This is a genomic window from Novosphingobium profundi (assembly GCF_018491765.1).
Taxonomy (GTDB): Bacteria; Pseudomonadota; Alphaproteobacteria; order Sphingomonadales; family Sphingomonadaceae; genus Novosphingobium; species Novosphingobium profundi.
Window position 1 is genome coordinate 76,762 of sequence record NZ_JABWCU010000006.1, and the last position, 22,057, is coordinate 98,818.

The 22,057-nt window shown below is 61.8% G+C and carries 18 protein-coding genes and 2 pseudogenes; 10 read left to right on the plus strand and 10 right to left on the minus strand.

From position 1 onward, the window contains the following. Window positions 1–11: 11 nt before the first annotated feature. The 3 genes from HT136_RS07070 to HT136_RS07080 form a co-directional block, all read right to left on the minus strand. Window positions 12–758 carry an SDR family oxidoreductase gene (locus tag HT136_RS07070; RefSeq protein WP_214198874.1) on the minus strand — a complete coding sequence of 249 codons (747 nt, stop codon included), beginning with the start codon at window positions 756–758 and terminating at the stop codon, window positions 12–14. A gap of 55 nt (window positions 759–813) precedes the next feature. After that, window positions 814–1,248: a MarR family winged helix-turn-helix transcriptional regulator gene (locus HT136_RS07075; protein WP_214198875.1), complete on the minus strand. Its 435-nt coding sequence runs from the start codon at window positions 1,246–1,248 to the stop codon at window positions 814–816. A gap of 234 nt (window positions 1,249–1,482) precedes the next feature. After that, window positions 1,483–2,373 carry a hypothetical protein gene (locus HT136_RS07080; protein ID WP_214198876.1) on the minus strand — a complete coding sequence of 297 codons (891 nt, stop codon included), beginning with the start codon at window positions 2,371–2,373 and terminating at the stop codon, window positions 1,483–1,485. Between the two features lie 562 nt (window positions 2,374–2,935). Between HT136_RS07080 and HT136_RS26705 the strand changes: the two genes are divergently transcribed. Further along, window positions 2,936–3,205 (plus strand): hypothetical protein, encoded by a 270-nt coding sequence (locus HT136_RS26705; protein ID WP_214199270.1) that lies wholly within the window; start codon window positions 2,936–2,938, stop codon window positions 3,203–3,205. A 14-nt stretch (window positions 3,206–3,219) separates the two neighbouring features. Here the strand turns inward: HT136_RS26705 and HT136_RS07090 are convergent, their stop codons facing one another. Together HT136_RS07090 and HT136_RS07095 are read right to left on the minus strand one after the other, a co-directional pair. Then, window positions 3,220–3,771, minus strand: coding sequence for a hypothetical protein (locus HT136_RS07090; RefSeq protein ID WP_214198877.1), 552 nt, complete (start codon window positions 3,769–3,771; stop codon window positions 3,220–3,222). 11 nt (window positions 3,772–3,782) lie between these two features. Continuing rightward, window positions 3,783–4,208, minus strand: a complete 426-nt coding sequence (locus HT136_RS07095) for a hypothetical protein (RefSeq protein WP_214198878.1) — start codon at window positions 4,206–4,208, stop codon at window positions 3,783–3,785. A 625-nt stretch (window positions 4,209–4,833) separates the two neighbouring features. Here HT136_RS07095 and HT136_RS07100 point away from each other — a divergent pair. Next, a pseudogene (locus tag HT136_RS07100) lies at window positions 4,834–5,460 on the plus strand (IS5 family transposase); the annotation flags it as partial. A gap of 183 nt (window positions 5,461–5,643) precedes the next feature. Here the strand turns inward: HT136_RS07100 and HT136_RS07105 are convergent. From HT136_RS07105 to HT136_RS07120, 4 genes are all read right to left on the minus strand, one after another. Beyond that, window positions 5,644–6,576, minus strand: coding sequence for an amidohydrolase family protein (locus tag HT136_RS07105; protein ID WP_214198879.1), 933 nt, complete (start codon window positions 6,574–6,576; stop codon window positions 5,644–5,646). 198 nt (window positions 6,577–6,774) lie between these two features. Continuing rightward, window positions 6,775–7,494: an NAD(P)H-dependent oxidoreductase gene (locus HT136_RS07110; RefSeq protein WP_214198880.1), complete on the minus strand. Its 720-nt coding sequence runs from the start codon at window positions 7,492–7,494 to the stop codon at window positions 6,775–6,777. A gap of 42 nt (window positions 7,495–7,536) precedes the next feature. Continuing rightward, entirely contained in the window at window positions 7,537–8,322 is a 786-nt protein-coding gene (locus HT136_RS07115) for an IclR family transcriptional regulator (protein ID WP_214198881.1), read from the minus strand. Between the two features lie 31 nt (window positions 8,323–8,353). Then, window positions 8,354–9,283 (minus strand): hypothetical protein, encoded by a 930-nt coding sequence (locus HT136_RS07120; RefSeq protein WP_214198882.1) that lies wholly within the window; start codon window positions 9,281–9,283, stop codon window positions 8,354–8,356. Window positions 9,284–9,531: 248 nt separating this feature from the next. Here HT136_RS07120 and HT136_RS07125 point away from each other — a divergent pair, with 248 nt between their 5' ends. The 3 genes from HT136_RS07125 to HT136_RS07135 all read left to right on the plus strand — a co-directional run bounded on the left by HT136_RS07125 (window position 9,532) and on the right by HT136_RS07135 (window position 13,665). Beyond that, the gene (locus tag HT136_RS07125; protein ID WP_214198883.1) at window positions 9,532–10,392 is read left to right on the plus strand and encodes an HpcH/HpaI aldolase family protein; all 861 of its coding nucleotides are present in this window, start codon (window positions 9,532–9,534) and stop codon (window positions 10,390–10,392) included. Window positions 10,393–10,467: 75 nt separating this feature from the next. After that, window positions 10,468–11,781 (plus strand): MFS transporter, encoded by a 1,314-nt coding sequence (locus tag HT136_RS07130; RefSeq protein WP_214198884.1) that lies wholly within the window; start codon window positions 10,468–10,470, stop codon window positions 11,779–11,781. 165 nt (window positions 11,782–11,946) lie between these two features. Then, on the plus strand, window positions 11,947–13,665 hold the full coding sequence (locus tag HT136_RS07135; protein ID WP_214198885.1) for a DcaP family trimeric outer membrane transporter: 1,719 nt from the start codon (window positions 11,947–11,949) through the stop codon (window positions 13,663–13,665). A gap of 113 nt (window positions 13,666–13,778) precedes the next feature. Here HT136_RS07135 and HT136_RS26710 read toward each other — a convergent pair. After that, window positions 13,779–14,060, minus strand: a pseudogene (locus HT136_RS26710) (IS3 family transposase); the annotation flags it as partial. 347 nt (window positions 14,061–14,407) lie between these two features. On the opposite strand from HT136_RS26710, the gene HT136_RS07145 reads away from it, so the two are divergent. The 5 genes from HT136_RS07145 to HT136_RS07165 all read left to right on the plus strand — a co-directional run bounded on the left by HT136_RS07145 (window position 14,408) and on the right by HT136_RS07165 (window position 22,056). Beyond that, window positions 14,408–15,169, plus strand: coding sequence for an SDR family oxidoreductase (locus HT136_RS07145; RefSeq protein ID WP_214198887.1), 762 nt, complete (start codon window positions 14,408–14,410; stop codon window positions 15,167–15,169). 207 nt (window positions 15,170–15,376) lie between these two features. Next, the gene (locus HT136_RS07150) at window positions 15,377–17,521 is read left to right on the plus strand and encodes a TonB-dependent receptor (RefSeq protein ID WP_214198888.1); all 2,145 of its coding nucleotides are present in this window, start codon (window positions 15,377–15,379) and stop codon (window positions 17,519–17,521) included. Between the two features lie 77 nt (window positions 17,522–17,598). Further along, complete coding sequence (locus HT136_RS07155; RefSeq protein ID WP_214198889.1) at window positions 17,599–19,581, plus strand: glycoside hydrolase family 3 protein; 1,983 nt, start codon at window positions 17,599–17,601, stop codon at window positions 19,579–19,581. A 25-nt stretch (window positions 19,582–19,606) separates the two neighbouring features. Beyond that, entirely contained in the window at window positions 19,607–21,262 is a 1,656-nt protein-coding gene (locus tag HT136_RS07160) for a thiamine pyrophosphate-binding protein (protein ID WP_214198890.1), read from the plus strand. Between the two features lie 2 nt (window positions 21,263–21,264). Beyond that, a complete protein-coding gene (locus HT136_RS07165; RefSeq protein ID WP_214198891.1) occupies window positions 21,265–22,056 on the plus strand; it encodes an aspartate dehydrogenase in 792 nt (263 codons plus the stop codon). Window position 22,057: the final 1 nt, after the last annotated feature.

The window sequence follows — 22,057 nt, forward strand, 5'->3', positions numbered from 1 at the left end:
GCGATGAACCCTTACCAGGACTTCAACGACAGCTCACCGGCAACGGTGCAGGCGTAAAAGCCGGCAGTCGGGCCAAAGGCATGCGTCGTCGCCAGCGCGACGGCCGGACGGGCGCCCTGATCGGGCGAATGACCAGGCCCATTGCCCGTCATGTCCGTGGAGGTCAGGCCGGGATCGACCGCGTTGACCTTGATCCCCTCGCTCGCCAGTTCCTTGGCCAGCTTCACGGTCAGCATGTTGAGTGCCGACTTCGAGGCGCAGTATCCGGCAAAACCTACCGACCAGGTCTCGCTGCGCATATCCAGCGCCTCGCCAAGCGAACTCAAGCCGCTGCTCATCATCACGATCCGCGCCCCATCGGACTTGCGCAACAGAGGCAGGAAAGCCTGCGTGACCCGCATGACGCCGAAGACGTTTGTCTCGAACATCTGCGCCATTTCGTCGATCGATTCCTCGGCAGCCGATGGCGGCGGGGCGAACATGAGGCCCGCATTGTTGATTAGTGCGTCCAGCCTGCCGGCCGCGCGCTCGACCGTCGTGGCTGCGCTGGCGACGCTGGCGGCGTCCGTGACATCGAGTTGAACGGCATGGGCATCGATCCCGGCCTTTCGCAGCGTGTCGGCGGCGGCATCACCGCGCTCCACGTTGCGGCACCCCAGCCAGACGCTGTGACCGCCCGCGCCAAGCTGCCGGGCAATGGCAAGACCAATGCCTTTGTTGGCGCCCGTCACGAGGGCAATGCGGTTCGTGCTCGACATAGTATCTCTTCCCGGCGATCAATCGGGGGTATTGATAATACGATATTCGTATAATTTAAGTTTCGTGTTGTGCGATCTTGAGGGTCAGGCGGACGAAATCGGCGCGCTCTGCCGGATCGAGCGGCTCCAGCATGGCACTGCAGGCGTCGTGATACCCCTCCATGTAGCCTGCGACCGTGTCCTTGCCGGCCTGGGTCAGGGTGAGCGCCACAGTCCTGCGGTTTGTCTCGGGGCGTTGCCGCTCGATCATGCCACGCCGCACGAGGCGGTCGGTTGATGACGACATCGTCGTGGGCGCCACCTGCAGATGTCGGGCGACATCACTCAGCTTGCAGCCTGGATGATCGTCGATGAAGAGTAGCGCTTGCACATCAAGGGCATTCAGCGAATTGCTCATCGCCGCCGTTGCTTCAGTCACCTTGAAACGACGGGTGAACCGCTCGAAGGCGAGCGTGAGTTGTTTCAGTTGCTCGGCGGAGGAGGCGATCATGCCGCCATGAAGCATCTTTTGTGCTGGTAGGTAAGCCCCCGCGCGACAGGCCCAGCATCAAGCGGCAGCGTTTCGAAGTGGCCGGCCAAGAACTAACCATCCGCAATTCGCCATGTTTTAGGCGGGCAAAATGGGGAACCCGACCGTCCGCTCTGGCTAACCGAAAACGACCGCTGAGTGGCCGAGAAGGGTCGACAGCGGAGCGAGCAACTATGCACCCTTCGTGGATGAAATTTACAGTACGGCCTTAGGCGCCTGGGCGCGGCGCGCCTTTGCATCTGCAGCGTTGCCCTTGCTCACCCAGTCGCGGTACTCCAAAGTATTCTTAAACATAGCCGACTGATCGAGTAGTAGAAGCCCCACCTTGCGTGCAAGCCCTGCGTCACCCTGCATAACTCGGCTTTCGAAGGTAATGCCGCAGGCGCCACGCGGTACGAAGAAACCGTTTGGATTTCCCCATCCGACCCTGTCGGTTGCGAAGTCCGCCTTTTTCAGGGAATCTGGTGGATCAGCGCCAAACATTGATCCTGGAATAACGTGATAGTTCTCGACACACGGATCAAGCGTCGGCCTACTCGAAGGTAGATTTGAAAGCAGCTTGTCAAAGCTTGAGACGCGCTTGCCGTCACCTCGCCAGTGAATAAACTGCTCGACAGGTCCGCCGCCCGTGTAAACGTGCCGATAGATTTCGAACCCGGCAGACTCTCGCGCAGCGTCAAAGTAGCCAATGGCCAATGGTCCGGTGGCGTCTTCGTAAGAAATTCCGCGGTAGACTCCTAGAACGAGTGGGGCGGAAGGCGGATAACTCAACCAGACTTTTACGTACTCTCTCGAATGACTTGCTTTGTTTGTCCGTGTCGCCGTCAACCAGAGAGGCAGTGTCACCGCTTCTAGCCAGTCTATTGATTTGGTGTGCTGCTCAACGTCGTACCCCGCAGCCTGAAGAATCTTGGAAGCCTCCTCCGCCTCTAACCCCAGATGAAGGTCCGCAATCTTAAAGTCATAGCCTGTAGCGCATTGAGCCATCCCAGGAGACAATCCAAGCGGCGCCGTGAGGAGGAACAGAATTGATCGATACCCAAGCCAAGAAAATATTCGCCTTTTTATCGTGATACTTGCGCGCATCAATGCCTCCATGTTGATTGGCACTGAGAAATAAATTGGAATTTTAATAGCAAATTATATCGACAATGTGGTGTCCCGTGATGCTTCAACGGTGTCAAGCGACTGGCTTCATCTTCCTCGATTTTGCAGGATCAACCTTCTGGGCCTGGCCTTGACCCAAACGACCGATCTGGGGCACCTCGGCAAGAAGACCGGAACGTCCGGACCTGGGATTCTGAAATTGGTGGCTGAGCGACCGGCAAGGGTCGGCCGCAGACGGGGCCACTGCGCTGGTGGGCGGAGTGGCAGCCAGGCGCCCTTGCCGGTCGCACAAGGCCAGGACTGACGTGCTAGGGAGCCGACCGACCGCTTTCCTTCGCCGATCAGCTTCGGACTCAGGTGGAGAAGGGGGCAAGCTTACACTGCAGGTTAGCCTCGGCTAGATGGGGTAACGGTCCCGTCTTATTCACCGAGGGGTGTGAGCGGGTTGGCGGGAGTGGCGTAAGCCTCTGATCTGCATTGGAAACTAGGTGTCTGCGCCGGCCCTGTTGCAGGGTGGAAAATGCCACAGGCCACACCCGCCATGAACGACGATATCGTAAGCTCTTTCGGGTTCCCAGCTGTCATCGGTAAGAAGGTTCCAGCCGCGTTCGCGTCAGCCAGCCCCGAGGCCAACGTGTTCAGATCCCTCGTCGGTGCCCGATACAACCCTGATCTCAAGGCAAAATATCAACAACTCGTCACCGCAGGAAAGCCGGCCAAACTCGCCATCACCGCCGTCATGCGAAAGCTCGCCATAACCGCTAACGCTCTGCTCAAAGCCGATAGGTGCTGGGCGCAATCTCAGGCTTGATCATCACGGATACTCTAAAGTTGCGAAGAGAGTTGCTCTGCTGTCCTTCTCATATTACTTTTAGCTAGTATTTCATTATCAGCGTTATAATAACGAAGCTGATACTGCGTTCCATTTATAGAGCGCCAGTAATAAATATAGACTTTTTTACCGTGCAAAAGTGTTTTATCTTCGGTGAATTTCAATGGGCTGTCTTCCTCTTTTTCACTTTTTATTTCAGAGGAAAACTTTGTCTGGTGACCTTTTATAGATACGCTTTTCGAATGGGCCGACTTTAGACTAATTTGTGCTCCATTTTGGCAACGTGCAAAGACAATGTCGCTTACTGCATCGCTTACAGAATACTCTTGCCCATTTTGCTGGATTGTGGGGGGGATGGTTCGTCCGCCGCCGATCACTGTGCAGCCTACAGTTCCAAGGGTGAGCGAAAGTTGCTTATCGGGGACACCCGTGAGCCCCTTCGATGCTTGATTAACTAAGCTATAAAAATCCTCAGCATTCGCGGAAGGCACCAAGAATAAGCCTATACAGTATAGTACTGGTATAGATAATATTTTCTTAGTCATAATAGCCCTCTTCAATAAACAATTGTCGTGCAATCCCAATAATTCCCGCCCCCTGCAGCAATAAGGCCTTGCTCTGGGCAGAGATTCTCGTTCAGATAGTCGGTCATATCTGAGTTTCCAGTTCCTAGCATGACGTGAAAATTCCCATGTACAAATGTTCTGTATATGAGGATTACGGCACCAGGGTCGTCAAATATCGCGCCTTCTCGTTCACTTCCTCCGACAAGAGGGTCGTTTTGCGTCACGTTATACTCGATTTCGTCGTCATATCCGTTTCCCATAAAGCCATCGAAGCTCATTGTTAATGTGAGTGCAGCGGATTGAGTACTAGTAGCCGGAATTGATCCGAGAGTTATACTTCCGCTTTGAGCATTGGCAGGAAGTGCGCATACAAATATTATTAGAGATACCGCAAAATTAAAAATTTTTCGATACATTATATGTATCCCTGAATAATCTAAATTACATACCTGTAAGATGACGTTACTACCTCAGCTGCTAGACTGACAACGTCCTGATGTCACACGTGATTAAGAAAAGCGGGAATGGCTAATTGATATGTCATTAACCGACTTGCTCTTGATTCGCAATAGCGATGGGGATTTGTCGGCGGCTTGCGGCCCACCCATGACATCAGATAGCCACTGGATTGGGTACGTGCATTCTTATGGCGGTGAACAAGGCGGGGCAGTGATGACATCGCCTGCGACGCGACTTGAGCCCAATATTTCATCGGCTGAAGTGGTGTTAGGCGACTTGCGGTAGACGGGGCTGGACACGTCCTTCTCCCATCGGCATAGTCTCTAAGGCACCGGAATAAAGAGATGTTCTGGGTGTATGAGGCAAAAAATGTGGGAAGCAGGCAAAGGCGTCTCAACAAGGTGAGCCATTTCAGAGCTTTGTAACTAAATCTGAAAATCCCACCCTCTCCGCCATAAGTCGCATAAGCGACTGCTTTTCTGAATATTTCTGGAAATCGTCACCACGCAGCGCCGTAGTACTGCAAGCGGCGCGCGTTACCGCATGACGCATTGGAACCTACAACGCGGCGGCGGCGGAGAGGGACTTGCTTGGCCGGTGCCGGATTCCAGCACTTGCGAGCCGGAGGCAGAAGACCTTGCTTGTCGAGATCCCTTGCCAACCCAGTTCTGGGTCGTTGCACCAGCTGATCGATAGCACGGATATCAAGGCGGCGGGTGCCGGAGAATGGTGCAGGCGCAAGCATGTCCCGTCCAAGCGCCGCCAATGGTGCAGGGTTCACCTGGGTGTGGACGCCGGAGCGTTGGAGATCCGTGCTATCGAAGTGAGCGGAAGCCAGGTTGGCAATGCCACCATATCGCCCGAACTGCTGCAGTAGATACCAGACGATCGAGCCATCGTGAGCGTCGGCGCCGACGGCGCTTTCGACACGAGGACCTGCCACGATGCCATTGCTGTGCGTGATGGTTGCGCCATCATCCCCGCCCGCTGCAATGTACAAGCCCGGCCCGATGGTACGCCGGGAAGTGCGCTTGCGAGGAATTTGTACGTGCCAGCCACTGGCTCGGCAGGGCAATCTGGAAACGATGAAGCGGCTTTCACCAGCGCGGCCTGGTCGGGACGAAAATGCGTTGCTTCAAACAGCTGGGCGAACGCATCACGGCCCGAGCCTTTGACCACCAAGCCGCCGAACAGCAAATCCGGGCCGCCAGGGCGCAAATGTCAAAATCAAGGTATTCGCGCAGGGGGCGAGTTCGCAAATGTCCGCGCCGTCTCGGGTGTGCTTCAGTCAGGCTGAAGTGGCTGATGATACAGAAAATACGTCAAGACAAGAAGCCAGAGAGGTTTCCGATCTGATCGGAAACCTCTCTGTGCCATCGAACCAGGCTAAAATTACGCCACGGTTGCGGTGGATCGCAAGCAGATGCGCAGGCCGGTGTCATGCAATACGGCGCGCCGTTCCTCATCGCTCAGCAGGCGTGTCGAAATCTTCGCGCGTTCGATCATTTCGGCATATGTGCCCGAGGATGTGCCGATGTCCGATCCCCACATGATCTTGTCCGCACCATAAAAATCGACGGCCCGGCGCAGCACCTCATCGGGGGCAATTCCCTGTTCGCGGATGAAGTCCATGTTGAGTGAGGTGAACTTGTAGGTGATGTTGTCGCGCCGGGCAAAGCCGTCGAACCGCGCGTCGATCCCGAACTCGTCTGCCTTGAAGTCGGGCAGGAACAGGTGGTCGAGCACGATGCGCAAGTGCGGGAAACGGTCGGCCATTTCCTCGATGACCGGGATCAGGGCATAAGATCCGTGGGCCGGTGCCTCGATATCGACCAGTAGGTCGAGTTCGTTGGCAAGCGTCCATACCTCGAGCGCGGCCGGCGTCGTCAGCCAGGCGATGCGGTCTTTCACGCCCACGCCGAAGAAGCGGATGCCGATGATCCCGCGCTTCGCATAGTCGCGCACCATCTGCGGGGTTTCCGGGGCCTGTGGATCGACGATGATGATTGCGCGCATCCGGTCGGGGAAGATGTCCGCAGCATCGACGATGTAGCTGTTGTCGGTGCCGTAAACGAGTCCCTTCTGGACCGCCGCGATGCCCACGACGTTTTCCTCGGCCATCCAACCATTGAGTTGCTCGGCGGTCGGCTTGACGTTGTGCGGATTGGGACCATGCATCCCGCCTGGCTTGCCGATTGTTCCGGGGCCGAAGAAGCTGTCTTCTGCCGCACCTTCGACGAAGGGCTTGTTGCGGGGATACTTCTCCAGGTCGTCGGAGATGAGGTGGGCATGCGAATCGTAGATCGGACCGCTGTATTCAGTCATGTCTCTTCCTTTCAGGCATTTTGGTATTCAGGGTGGCATGGGACGATTGCCCGCCTGCGCGAGGCACGCGGGAACCCTTCGCGAATCGCCATGCGAACCGCGCCGGGGCGTTTTGGACTTGCGGGGAGGCCCGCAGGGGGTATCCGCCGCGTGACGCTGGCCTTGTCGGGCCCTGCTCATGCGGCGATCTAGATGCGACTAGGCCGGTGCGGACCAGTTCGCGGTGATCCGCTGCGCGAGTTCCCGGGGGGAGGGGATGGCGATGGCAGGCAGGGGGGCTGCCATCAGTTCGCGAATTCGCGCGCGCAGGGCCGTGATCATTTCCGCGCGCTCATCCGCTCCGCAGCGCGCGACCGCATAGCTGACTTGCGTGTGATGTGTTTCGAAGCCCAAGTATTCGAGGAAAAGGCGGCGGGTCGGCCATAGTACCTGGTCGATATCGCCATAGCCGCCTTCGTCGGTAAAGCGACGCGGGGTTCCCCCGGTGGTCACGCTGACAAGCGCGCGGCGACCCTGGAACAGACCGCGCTCGAACCGCGTACCGTCGACATAGGCAAGGCCATAAGCGCTGACCTTGTCGATCCAGCCCTTAAGCATGGCCGGCGGCCCACCCCACCAGATCGGAAACTGCAGCATGAGGCAGTCGGCATTGAGCAGCAGCGCTTGTTCGCGCGCGACTTCGGGCGCAAATCCCGATTCGAGCGATGCCGCGAGTTGGGCAGACTGGTAGTGGAAATCATCGGCATCGGGCGCGGAGGCAAAATCCGCTGGACCGCCTGCGGGGTTGAAACCCAGCGCATAGAGATCGGACACGGTCACTTCGTGCCCCAGCGCTCGTGCTTCGTCGGCGGCGGCATCGCACAGCGCGGCATTGAACGAACCGGGCGATGGATGGGCAAGGACGATATGCAGCTTCATGGCAATTACCTGTATTCTGGCGCGCCGTCTCCGGTCCCGGCTTCAGCCGGCGGCGACGGCTTCGGGCTGATGGCCCAGATTGAGCGAAACCCGCTGCGCGGCCTCGAGCAGCGGGCCGGTGACAGCGGCGCTGGCTTCTCGCGGGAGGCTCTGGATCAGGCCGACCACGGCGATGGTGCCCACGCATTCCTCGCTGTCATCGAAGATCGGGGCGGCGATGGCGTTGAGACCGAGCGCCAGTTCCTCCGGCGCATCGCCCCAGCCGCGCAGTCGGGTCTGCACGATCTTCTCCTCCAGCGCATTCCAGTCGCGCAGCGTGTACGGAGTTGACATCTCCCAGTTCTGCCGACGGGCGTAAGACACCAGCGACGGACGCCCGAAGGCGAGCGCCACGCGCCCCTGCGCCGAGGTTTGCAGCGGCAGATCGCTGCCGGGGCGTACCTGGATCTGGATCGGTGACTTGGCCGCCAGCGTGGTGAGTACCAGCACGCTGCGCGCGCGCAGCGCCGAGACCACCACCGATAGTCCGGTCTTCTCTCGTAGCCAGCGCGAAACTTCCTCGGAAGCGGAGCGCAAATCGATCCGGTTGCCGGAAAGCTGGCCCAGCAGCTGACATTGCACGCCCAGTCTGTAGCGCGCATTGCGGCTGTCCTGTGCCAGATAGTCACGTTCGACCAGCGTTTGCAGGTGGCGATATACGGTCGCCTTGGTCAGCCCCAGCCGGGCCGCCACCTCGGTTACGCCCATATCCTCTTCCGCCGTCGCGATCACTTCGAGCACGTCCAGCGCGAGGTTCAGCGATTTCACGCCCGATCGATCTTCCGCCATGGCCCGTTCCTCCTGCCTGAAGCTTCAGCCCTCATCCGGCATTGGCCGGCATGGGATAGTCATCGGCATTAAGCACCCAGCCCGCTTTCTGCGAGAAATCGATGCGCGGCGGGCAGAAGATATCGACAAGCTTATTGCGACCTTCGCCAATCGCGCGCGTGGTGTGGATCGCTGGCGGCGGAATGATCGCGACCGAGGGCGAACCGCAAAGCTCCTTGTCATCCTCGCGCCATGCGGTGAGGTCGGTTGTCCAGGGCCAGCGGATAAAGTGCATGAAGCTGCCTTCGAGCGCGAGCGAGCACTGCTCGAAATCGTCATGGAAGTGCGGCGACATCTTGGTCGGGTCGCGCGGGCCTTCGAACACGTCGAGCATGTTTATCATCATCGTCGTGCAGCGGTAGATCGCGCCGAAGCGCCCCGGCTCGGCCGGCACGTCGAGCGGGTAGCTGCGGATGCGCAAGCCGTCGCGCGGTGCGGGCCATGCCTCGAACGCGGGGATATTGGGGTGCGGTTCGGCATAGGCGGCCCTGTTTGCGCACAGTTCCACCAGATCGGCGGCGCGCGTGGTGACGAGCCGCACGATGCGGCCGGGGCGGAGCACTTCGATCGCGCTTTCTCCCGGAGGCACGAAGACGAGGTTTCCGCCTTCTATCGTCTGGGTCTCGCCACCTGCGGTCACCGCCACGGCGCTGCCCGCGTCCGGCAGGATCACCGCATATTCGTCGGCCTGCGTAGCGCGGATGAGGCGCGCTCCGGCATTGGCCTCCATGAAGTGCAGCACGAAATTCTGGCCGCGAAAGTACCAGCTACGCCCCGTGGCGTCCGCCAGCTGCGGGGGATCGCGGTAGAACCGGCCATATTCGGCAGCGGCGAAAGGGGTCTCAACGGGGCGCGGCGCGGCGACCTTTTCCGCAGGTGCCGTTGTTGCCAGCGCGGAGCGGGGGTCGGATTGATCGTACACTTTCAAGCTCTCCATCTTCCGGAGGATTTGGGGCGCGATTTCGACATTAAGCGCTAAATTACATTGGCTTAATGATCATAACGCATCCGCGTTGCAATCCTCACCTCAGTGCGTTTCGTTTCTCATTGCGATACCATGGTTTGCCATACGGCACGAATATGCGCAATGAGGTTTGACAGTTCAAGTTCATTTCCGTACCCACTGTGGAAACAGCGTATCTCATACGCGAACAATTTACAGGAGAGACCGTGTCTGAAGTCGCATCTTCCGATCGTGCCCGTTCCGAGGCAGGCAGCGCTATTTCCAGCGTCTCGCGCCCGGCTTCGGCGATGCCGCTTTTGCGTGAACGCGTGCGCGCCGCAGATCCGGTGATCGGCACCTTCGTCAAGACCACCAGCCCGCAGACGATCGAGGTGCTGGGCCATTCGGGGCTCGATTTCGCGGTTCTCGATGCGGAGCACGCGCCCTTCGGGGTGGAATCGCTTGATCGCACGCTGGGTGCCGCGCGCGGTGCCGGACTGGCCGCGCTGGTCCGCATTCCCGATCATGCGCCAGCCTTCATCAATACGTGCCTCGACCTTGGCGCCAGTGGCGTGCTGGTGCCGCACACGCTGACTGCGGCAGATGCCGAAGCCATCGCCGATGCCGCGCGTTTCGGACGCGGTCAGCGCGGCTTTTCCCCTTCCGGCCGCGCGGGCAGCTATGGCCAGATCGATCACGCTTCATATCGCGCGGCGGCCGACAGCGGCTGCAACATCTGGTGCCAGATCGAGGACCGCGCCGCGATGAGCCGGCTGGACGAGATCGCCGCCGTCGATGCGGTGGACTGTCTGTTCATCGGCCCGGCCGACCTCAGTCTATCGCTCGGCTACGGAGGCATGGACGATCCCCGCCTGCTCGAGGCCATTCGCGCGATCGCTGCGGCGGGCCGGCGCCACGGCCGCGCGGTGGGGCTCTATGTCGGCAATACGGGCAAGGTGGCGGACATGATCGCGCTGGGCATTACCGTATTCGTGTGCGGCTCCGATCAGGGTTTCATGCTCGGCCGCGCGAAGCAGGTCGCAACCGATTTTTCCAGCGCGCGGGAGAAAACGTCCCAACCGGCCTGAGAGAGTTCGGTTGCTGCGCCGGAGGCCACAGGCAGACCTACGCACAAAGACACATAACGCGAAGGGAATAGAGGAATGTTTGACTGGTTCAGGAAAATGGACGGCACAGAGCGGCGTACGCTTTATGCCTGCTTCGGGGGATGGGCGGTCGACGCGCTCGACACCCAAATCTACAGCTTTCTCATTCCCACGCTGATCGCGGCGTGGCAAATGACCAAGGCCGAGGCTGGCTTCCTTGGGACTTCGGCGCTGATCTCGTCCGCCTTGGGTGGCTGGATTGCGGGCATGTTGTGCGATCGCATCGGGCGCGTCACGGTGATGAAATTGGCGACCGCCTGGTTCCTCGTCTTCACTATTTTGTGTGGCTTTGCCAATTCCTATGAGCACCTGCTCTTCGCCCGCGTGATGTCGGGGATCGGCTTTGGCGGTGAGTGGGCCGCAGGTTCGGTGCTGATGGGCGAGATGATCCGCCCGGCCTATCGCGGCAAGGCCGTGGGCACGGTGCAGAGTGCCTATGCGATCGGCTATGCCGCTGCGGCGATCATGTCCTCAGTGCTGTTCGCGATGCTGCCGGAAACGTCTGCCTGGCGCTGGATGTTCTGGGTCGGCGTATTGCCGGCGGTGTTCGTGTTCGTCGCGCTGCGCAAGGTGCCCGAGCCCAAGGTATTCCTCGATGCGCGCAAGGCGCGCGCGGCCAAGGGGGCAGAGCACGTCAACCCGCTGCGTATCTTCCACCCCGACATGCTGCGCATCACCCTGCTTACCTCGGTGTTGGCGCTGGGCGTGCAGGCGGGCGGGTTCTCGATCACGCTGTGGCTGCCCACTTTCCTCAAGACGATCCACCACCTCACCACGGTCGAGGTCGGCTATCACATGCTGGTGCTCACCTTCGGCTCGTTCGTGGGCTACATCATCGCGGCCTACTTGTGCGATGCTATCGGCCGGCGGCGCAATTTCCTGCTGTTCACGGTACTCAACTGGCTGGCGATCCCCGCCTTCCTTTATCTGCCCGGCAGTGCGCTGAGCCTGTTTCCGTTCGACTTCGTCCTCGGCTTCGCGACTCTTGGCATCTACAGCGCGCTTGGTCCCTACTTCACCGAGCTGTTTCCCAGTGCCGTGCGCGCAACCGGACAGGGCTTTGCCTATAACTTCGGGCGCGGCGTGGGGGCCTTCTTTCCCACACTGATCGGATTGCTGAGCGCGCAAGGCTCGACGCTTTCGCTGCGCGAGACGATGACGATCGTCGCCTGTGCCACCTATTTCTTCGTACTGATCGCCATCGCCCTGCTTCCCGAGACGCGCGGGCGCAATCTTGCCGAGGCCCCCGATCTGCTGCCGAAAGCCGATGATGGGGAAGCTGATACGGCGCTCGGTCTCGGCCACACCTGAGCATTCACCCAGACGCAAACCGGGGGCGTTCCCTTCGCGATGCCCCCGCTTCGCACCTGACGTGAACATCTGAAAAGAAATGAAAAACAGCTCTCCACGTTGCCGTTGCGCTGCGTGGAACGGGCGGCGGCTGGCTGCATGCCAGCGCATCGCGAGAGGATAATCATGACTGACAAGCATAGCCAGATGGCGGGGGCACTCGCCTTTGCGATGACCGTTGCGCTGGTGCCTGGGCTGGCGCACGCGGATGACGCTGCGAGCACATCCGGGGGCGTTCAGGCCCAATTGCGGGCCCTGGCCGAACAGGTGAAGGACCTGCAACGCCAGCAAACCGAACTGCGCCAGCAACTCGCCGCGAGCGAGGCAGAGCGCGCGCGGATGGGACAAGCGGCGCCGGATGCCATGCCCCTATCGCAGTCCCAGCCCGAACTCGCGACGCAAGTACCCGCTTCGCAGCCGGCGGCGGGGGGACGAGCCGTGATCCCCGAGGCGCGATCCGCGAGCCGCGAGACGGCCCACCGGAGTCGGGGCCCGGCGCGGCTGGCCGAGGCGGCGCAGGACGGACCGCCGCCGGGAACCATCGCGCCTAACCCTTATCTCGATGGCGTGCGCCAACCCGTCGGGCAGGGCCTCTCCTTCACAGTTCCCGGCACCGATACCCGCGTAACGCTCGGCGGGCTTATCAAGCTCGACGTATTTGACGACTTGACCGGCGCCAACCTCAACGGCTGGCCGGAAGACGCGGTCTCGATCCCGATCGAGGGCACCACCCAATCGCGGCGTAAGCACAATTTTTCGATGACCGCGCGGCAGACCCGTTTCAGCATCGGCAGCGAGACGCCGACCAGCATGGGCACCCTGCGCAGCTTTATCGAGGGGGACTTCTACGGGACGGGCGGGACCGCGCTGTTGACCAACTCGGCCGCGTTCCGACTGCGCCAGGCATACATCTCGCTGGGAAAATTTACGTTCGGGCAGACCTGGTCCGTCTTCACGGACCTTCCCGCCGCCGCCGAAACGCTGGATTTCACAGGGCCGGTGGGCAACGCCTATGCCATGCGCCAGCCACTGATCCGCTACGAGACCAAGCTTGGACAGCGCGGCCAACTGACGGTCGGGGTCGAGAACCCGGAAGCCGATTTCCTTGGCGCCGATCATACGTCCAACTTCCCGGTCGGATCGACGCTTAGCACGCGGGTGCTCAACCAGGTGCCTGATATCACGATGCGCTACACCTATCAGGGCGAGCGGTTGCGGATCTCTACCGCGGGGGTGTTGCGGTACATCAACCTCGACACCGGTGGGCAGTCGCTGGCCTTCCTCGGCCCGGACGGGAACGCCTTCTACTTCGCGGGAAAGGCGTCCACGTGGGCGTTTGGTGGACAGATCGATGCCACACTCAAGACCTTCGGGCATGATACCTTGACGGCAGAGGTGAACGGTGGGCCCGGCATCGGACGCTATATGATGGGCGTGCAGGACGAGGCTTTCGCTCAAGGCGTAGCCCCTTACGGCGCCACTAACGCCAACCCCGGTAACGGCGCCGTGCTGCGGGCCGATGGTACCCTCGACCCGATTTTCGCGTATGGTGCATCGCTGTGGTACCGTCATTTCTGGTCGAAGACGCTGCGTTCCAACCTTGTCGCCGGCTATCTCCACAACAACGATCCCCACGGCGCGTTGCCGATCAATTTTCCCGAACAGGAGGCGACGTTGCACGCCAACGTCATCTGGAGCCCGGTGCCGCAAGTGGCCATGGGTATTGAATACATTCACGGTTACCTTGGCTTGCGCGGGCAAACGGATGCGAATCAGGCGCTGGGCTATGGCGATCACGGTGAAATGGACCGGCTTCAGTTCAGCGTGCAATACAAGCTGTTTTGAGGACTTTGATGATTTGCCCCGCCCCCTCGGCGCCCCCGATGTGCCAAAGTGGAGGCAGGCGAAACGAGCACGGTACGCGCGGGCCGTTCGCGTGAGGGGCCCCTCGTTTTCCAGGCGCCTTGCGCTCTCGATATCTGCTGTCGTTCGCACGGGGCGGGCGACAGCGTCCCCTTCCAGGCCTGCTTGCGCACTGGGTCGTGGAACATCTCGATGCAATCGAACACGTCGCGCCGGGCTTAGGCCCGGTGCCGGACGCGGTAACGCTTGAGCGAGGAAGAGAAGCTCTCGGCGCCGGCGTTGTCATGGCAGTTGCCGCGCCGGCTCATCGCGTGCTCGAGAGCGTGGGCCCGGATGAAGACCTTCCAATCCAAGGTGGCGACCTGCGAGCCCTGATCGCGTAGATTCTCGTGCAATGTGCGGTAGCCATGGTCCCGAAAGGCTTTATGGGCCGCAGCCGTTCCCGGGCTCGCCGGCGCAGCTGGTTGTTCTGTCAGGCATGGAAACCGCTCGCGGCCGCTCATTGCGCCTCAGTCGAATTCAACGTCATGACTCTCGTCATCACGAGTGGAAATCGCCGGCGCCGAAGCGCTGGACTCTGGCGTTTTTGGACTGCTTTCCGCGGCGTCCCGAGCCGCATTGGGCAACCCGTGAGCTTTCGGCATCATAGCCCTAAGATCCCTTGTTTGGATTCATTTCGTTTGATAGTGAAACGGATAGTTCAAATAAGAGACAGTGAGGTTCGATGTCCGTCGATCTAAATGGCCGCACAATTCTGGTGAGTGGGGCTGCGCGCGGCCTTGGGGCGGCGTTTGCGCAAGCGTGTTGTTCCGCTGGCGCGCGCATTGCCGTTGCGGACATTGATGCAGATGGCGCCGAATCCACGGCGCAGAAGCTGCGCGAGCAGGGCGGATGTGCGGAAGCCTTCGCCGTCGATATCGCGGATCCCGGTGCCGTGGACGTGTTGGCGCTCGACGTGGCAAAGCGCCTGGGGGGAATCGACGGGCTGCTTAACAACGCGGCACTTGCCACGGGAATAGGCGGCAAGCTTTTCGAGGACATCGACATCGATCAGTGGGATCAGGTCATGCGCATCAACGTGCGCGGGACCTGGCTTATGACCAAAGCTTTTTCGCCGATGTTGCGCCGGTCCGCCAAGGGGGGGCGAATCCTGAATATTGCCTCGGACACGGCCCTTTGGGGAGCTCCGCGCTTGCTGCATTACGTTGCCAGCAAGGGCGCCATCATCAGCATGACCCGTTCGCTCTCGCGTGAGTTCGGCGAGGACGGGGTTACGGTCAACGCGCTCGCGCCAGGCCTCGTGCGGGTGCAGGCCACGGAATACGTGCCGGAGGAGCGCAAGCAGCTTTACGTCGATGGCGCGGCGATTCGTCGCCCCCAGGTGCCCGACGATACGGTGGGCGCCGCGGTGTTCTTGCTGAGCGACGCGAGTGCGTTTGTGTCAGGGCAGATCTTACCTGTGAATGGTGGGTTCATTTCCGCCTGATCGGAGCCGTTTCGCGCCGATTTACGCCGGCCGGCCTCGTCGTGCCGGGCCTTCTTGTGCGCGTTCCCTATCGCGCCATGCGCAGATACCTTGGCCATAAAGGCTATTGACAAGGGCGCCGTTTCGCGTTTTGATCGATATACAAACGTTGTTTGAAATACGAAACTTCAGGTGAGGGAAGCCCCAATGCAGTACCGCAGAGCGTTCATGAGTTCCGTCTTGGCAATCACCGTCGCTGCGGTGCCGCAGATTGCTGCCGCGCAGTCAACCGAAAGCCCCGCCCCGCAGGCCGAAGGGCTTGGCGAAATCGTGGTCACCGCCACCAAGCGCTCGGAAGACTCGCAGAAGACCGCAACCGCCCTGCAGGTGTTCACGCCTGACCAGCTCAAGAAGAACGGCATCGCCGACGTCTCCGGCCTGACGACGGTTTCGCCCAGCCTCAACATCGGTGCCAGCTCGGGTGCGGCGTTCCTCTCGATCCGCGGTGTGTCGAGCCGCGACTTCACGGAGATCGGCGACAGCGCCATCGCGGTCAGCATCGATGACCAGTACCTGCAACGCCCGACCGGAATCAACGCCAGCTTCTACGACCTGGAGCGTATCGAAGTCCTGCGCGGACCGCAGGGCACTCTCTATGGTCGCAATGCGACGGGCGGCGCGGTGAACATCATCACCAAGAAGCCGACCGACCAGGTCGAGGGATACGTTTCGCTCGAAGCCGGCAACTACAAGACGATCAACGCCGACGCTGCGGTCAACCTGCCCATCACCGAGGGTATCTCGATGCGCGCCTCGGCGGTTTCGCGTTACAACGAGGGTTATCGCGACAACGGCGATGCCGGTCGCGGGGACAGCACGAACGTCAAGGGCGGCCGTCTGCAGTTCCTTCTGACCCCGACCGATCGCCTCAAGATCCTGCTCAGCGGCGACTACATGCATCTGGGCGGCAATGGCGCGGTCTATGACGGCGTGAAGCTGACGACGGTCGACGGCGTGATCACCACCACGCCCAAGGACAGCGCTTACGGGGCCACCCATTTCGACCTCAGCACCAAGGGGCGGATGGACACGACCAATGTGCGCGCGCTGGGTCGTATCGACTACGATCTGGATTTTGCGACCATCAGCTCGATCACCGGCTACATGAAGCAGGACCTGTTCAACCGCTGGGACAACGACGGCCAGGCCGATAAGTACTATATCTATACGCGCGACGAAGTTTCCGAGGACTTCAGCCAGGAACTGCGCATCTCGTCGAACAACCAGTACGGTTTCATCTGGCAGGGCGGTCTCTACTACTTCAACGAGGATCTCAGCCTCGCCAACTTCTTCGACAACGACGTCAGCGGATCGCCGGTGAACCTGCGCGAATACCACTATGACGTGACCACCCGCTCGAAGGCGGCGTTCGGCCAGGTTTCCTACGATGTGCTCGACGGCCTGCGCATCTCGGGCGGCGTGCGCTACACCGAGGACATGAAGAGCCGTGAAGGCTATAGCTGGGTCGGCAGCCTGACGCAGGATGTCACCGATGGCGTTGCCGAGCGCACCTACGGCACCGACGACACCCGGGCCAAGTGGACCAAGGTGACCTGGCACGGTGGCATCGACTACACGATCAGCCCCGAGAACCTGCTCTATGCCAAGGTCGACAGCGGCTATAAGTCCGGCGGCTTCAACAACTTCGGTCTTGGCGACTATGATCCCGAGACGCTGATCGCCTACGAACTGGGTTCGAAGAACCGCTTCTTCGACGACAAGCTGCAGGTCAACCTCAGCGCCTTCTGGTACGACTACAAGGATCAGCAGGTCTCGCAGGTCATCGGTGCCGACACGATCGTGGTGAACGCCGGCAAGTCGCGCATCAAGGGCATCGAAGCCGAGACCGTCGCTGCGCCGTTCGAGGGCAGCCGGATCGACTTCTCGGTCACGTACCTTGATGCCAAATACCGCGATTTCTGCACCAACAAGACGACGGACGGCGACTGCACGGTGAACTACGAGGGCAATTTCCTCGTCCAGTCGCCGAAGTGGTCGATCAACGCCGGCATCCAGCAGGGCTTCGCGGCTCTTGGCGGCGAGTTCACCGCGCGCGCGCAGACCCAGTACCGCTCGGAACAGTGGATGAGCTACTACAACCGCTCGACCGAACGCCAGGGGGCCTACACCCGGACCGATCTCAGCCTCGAGTACGTGCCGGACAACACGAACCTTTCGGTTCAGGCCTACGTGCGCAATCTGGAGAACAGCGTCGTTTTGACCGAGGCGGCACAGAGCGGCCTCTACGGCGCCATCCGCAGCCAGTACGCACCGCCGCGTACTTATGGTGCACGCATTACCTACCGCTGGTAAATCGGCGGGGGGCGCGGCGCCACCCATCCTCCTCCAACCTGCTGCGCCCCCTTTTTTTCTTTACCCGGAGATGTTCCATGCTGCGCCCGACGTCCCTTTTCGCCCTCGCCATAGCCACGCTTGCCGCGCAGTCGGCGACGGCGCGCGAGGGGCTGGCCCAGCAACAGCCTCCGATCGGCGCGCGATCGGCGCCGGTCCTGACGGTGGACGGTCTGCGCTTTCGCGATCTCGATCGTAACGGGCATCTCGATGCCTACGAGGACTGGCGCCTGCCTGCGGCAAGGCGTGCGAAGGACCTCGTGCGGCGCATGACCATCGCTGAAAAGGCGGGCATGATGATGCATGCGGTGAATTCGGGCTATTTCGGTCCGGGCGGCACCGTGCTCGAGGACCTGGCGCCGCCCCCGCCCGGGGCGCTCAAGTCGCCGGTCAACGTGGCCGGGGTCCCCGGCTTCGATCGCGCCGACAAGCCCAGTCCGCGCGACCTCATCGTCAACCGCCACGTGCGCTACATCATGACCTCACCGGGCGGCTCGCCCGCCGACGCCGCGCGCTGGGCCAATTCCCTGCAGTCGATGGCCGAAGGCACGCGGCTGGGCATCCCGATCGTGTTCAGCGCGGATCCGATCCACACCACGAACCGTCTTCCCGGGGGCGCGCTGCCGCCGCCGGACCGGGTGAAGATCACCTCGAGCTGGCCCGACATGATCGGACTGGCGGCCGCGCGCGATCCCGAGCTGGTCCACCGCTTCGGAGAAGTCGCGTCGCAGGAGCTGCGCGCGATGGGGTTTCGCATGATCCTCAACCCGATGGCGGACGTGACGACGGAACCGCGCTGGAACCGCATTCCCGGTACCTTCGGGGAAGATGCCAAGCTGGCTGGCGAATACGCCGCGCAATTCGTTCTCGGAGCGCAAGGGGAACATCTGGGTCCCGATGGGATCATGGCGGTCGTCAAGCATTTCCCCGGTGACGGTCCGGTGCGGGACGGCCTCGATCCGCACAACCCTTATGGCAAGCACCTGGCCTATCCCGGCAAGCGCCAGAAATTGCACTACGAGGCTTTTGCACCTTCGTTCCGCGCCAACGTGGCCTTTGCCATGGGTAGCTACGGCATTCCCACCGGGACGGACGACGTCGCAACCAACTTCTCGCGCAAGATCATGACCGATCTGCTGCGCACCAAGATGCACTTCAAGGGCGTGGCGATTACCGACTGGATGCACGCGATGCCCTGGGGCCTGGAAGACAAGCCCAAGATCGAGCGTGAGCGCCGGATGATCTGGGCCGGCATCGACCAGCTCGGCGGTGAACACGAGACGTCCTATATCATCGACCTCGTCAAGCAGGGCGAGGTGCGCGAGAAGCGCATCGAGCTGTCGGTTCGCCGCATCCTCGAGCCGATGTTCGCGATGGGGCTTTTCGAGAACCCCTACGTCGATCCCGAGGCAGCGGCGCATATCGTCAAGGCACCTGAATATGTTGCCGAGGGCGCGCTTGCCCAGCGCAAGGCCATCGTCCTTCTGAAGAATGCGGAGCAGGTCCTGCCGCTCAAGCAAGGCGAAACGGTCGCGCTGGAAGGTTTCGGCGCTGCGCCGGCGGCTCTGGCCGGGCGCGTGCGCGACGCGGCGAGCGCCGACGTCATCGTCGTCAAGGTCAACGCGCCTTATGCCGACAACACGACCGGGCAGGCGTTTTTCGTGCGCACACATGAAGGGACGCCGGTTTTCGCGGGCGCCGACAATGCCGATGAGCTCGCCATGATCCAGAAGGCCGTGGCCACTGGCAAACCGGTCGTCGTGGTCATGAGCATGGAGCGTCCGGCCGTCCTTTCCGAGTTCATCGACACCGTGGCGGGCATGATCGCCACGTTCGGCTCGGACGACGCGGCGCTGGCCGACGTCCTGACCGGCTCGTTCAATCCATCGGGGAAGTTGCCCTTCGCACTCCCCGCCGATGCCGCGTCGGTCGAGGGGCAGGCGGAAGACGTCCCCTTCGACTTTGCGCGTACCGCATTCCCTTACGGCTTCGGCCTTTCCTATCCTCCCCGGAAAAACTGACATCATGGAAGTGATTGAAACCTCAATGACCGAGACCGCAGCGACCACTGAGACGCAGACCACCGTAGGCGCCCTGATCGCGCAGTTGCTGGCCCATTGGGGTGTCAGCCACGTGTTCGGCGTGATCAGCATCCACAACATGCCCATCCTGGACCCGCTGGGTGAACAGGGCGCCATTCGCTACATTTCCGCACGTGGCGAGGCGGGCGCGCTGAACATGGCCGACGCCCATGCGCGCGTCACCGGCAACCTCGGGGTGGCCTTCACGAGCACCGGCACCGCCGCAGGCAACGCGGCGGGCGCGATGGTGGAAGCGCTGACGGCGGGTTCGCCGGTCATGCACATCACCGGGCAGGTCGAACTGGAGCACCTCGACCTCAATCGCGCCTACATCCACGAGGCCCCCGCGCAGATGCAGATGCTGGGCGCGGTCTCGAAGGCTGCGTTCCGCATCACTTCGCCTGACCAGGTCGTCGCCACGATGCTTGAAGCGGCCGAAGCCGCGCTTTCCGCGCCGACGGGGCCGGTTTCGATCGAAATTCCGGTGGACGTCCAGGCCGCGGCGATGCCGATGCCGGCGCAGCTGCCCGAGCTCGCGCCGAAGCGTCCCGCGACGGACCCGGCCCAGATCGCTGCCCTGGCGCAGATGCTTTCCAACGCAAAGAAGCCGGTGATCCTGCTGGGCGGCGGTGCACGCGGGGCCGAGGCCGAAGCGACTGCGCTGGCCGACAAGGGCATCGCGATCGTGACCTCGACCAACGGACGCGGCATCGTCGCGGAAACCCATCCGATGTCGCTGGGTGCCTTCAATTGCACGAAGGAAGTGCAGGCGCTCTACGACGAGGCGGACCTGATGATCGTGGCCGGTTCGCGTCTGCGTGGCAACGAGACGTGGATCTACAAGCTTCGCCTCCCGGCCAAGGTCGTGGTGATCGACGCCGATGCGACGTCGGACGGTCGCAGCTACGCCAACGACCTGTTCATTCACGGCGATGTGAAGGCGACTTTTGCCGGCCTTCTCGAGGCTTTGGGCGACAAGGGCTACGACCCGGCCTGGAGCGAGACGATCCGCTCCGCGCGCGAGGTCATGCACTCGGCCATGCGCCAGAGCCTTGGTGCCTACGACCGTCTCGTCGACGAGATCCAGAGCCGTATTCCCGCTGACGCGGCATGGGTGCGGGACGTGACGATCTCCAATTCGATGTGGGGCAACCGTTTCCTGCAGATCGGCAACACGCGCGCGGGCGTCCACGCCGTGGGCGGCGGCATCGGGCAGGGGCTTCCGATGGCGATCGGCGCGGCTTTCGGTACGCCGGGCGGGGCCTACGCGTTGAGCGGGGACGGTGGTTTGACGCTTTGTCTCGGCGAACTCGCCACGCTGGCCGAAGAAGATCCCGACGTCACCCTCGTGCTGATGAACGACAAGGGCTACGGCGTGATCCGCAATATCCAGGACGTGGAGTACGGCGGTCGCCGCCACTACTCGAACATCCGCGTGCCCGACTTTGCGATGGTGGCGGCCTCGATCGGCCTGCGCCACGAAAAGGTACGTGCCATCGACGAGGTCGGAGCCGCGCTTGACCGCGCACGCGCAACGCCGGGTGCCGCGATAGTCGAGATCGACATGCTTTCGATCGGCGCCTACCCGCAGGCCTTTGCCGGCCCGCCACGAAAGGATTGAGCATGGCCAGCATCGCCCCCCCACGTATCGGCCTGATCGGCGACGGCGGCATATCACGGGCCGTGCGCGAGGCTCTCGGAGCCGGATCGTCGATTGTCGGCATTCTCGCGCGGTGTCCGCGCGAGGGACTGGACGAGGATCTGCGCGTCGAGTCGGTGGCCGGGCTGCTCGCACGTCGTCCCGACGTCATCGTCGAATGCGCAGGGCACGAGGCCGTCCGGGCTTATGGGGCGGACGTCCTGCGCGCAGGGCTCACCTTGATGATCGTTTCCACCGGCGCACTTGCCGACCCGACGCTGGCCGATGAGCTGGCCCGCGCGGCCGAGGAGGGAGGGGCGCAGCTCGTCCTGGCCTCGGGGGCGATGGCGGGGATCGAAGGGCTGGCCGCCGCGCGCCTGGGGGGGCTGGAGCGGGTGCGCTATGTTGGCCGCAAGCCCGCCCTGGCCTGGCGAGGCACCCCCGCGCAGGACGTGCTCGATCTGGCTACGCTCACCGAGCCGACCGTGTTCTACCGCGGCGATGCGCGTGAGGCTGCGCTGCAATATCCCAAGAATTCGAACGTGGCGGCGACCGTCGCGCTTGCCGGGGTTGGTTTCGATCGCACCGAGGTGGAGCTTGTCGCCGATCCGACGATCACCACAAATGTCCACGAGCTCAGCTTCGATGGGGCCGATGGATCCTTCGTCGTGCGCATCGCCGGGGCGCCATCCGCCGCCAATCCCAAAACCTCCGCTTTGACCGCACATAGCATCGTGCGCCTGCTTCACGGCATGGCCGCGCCGATCGTCATCTGAG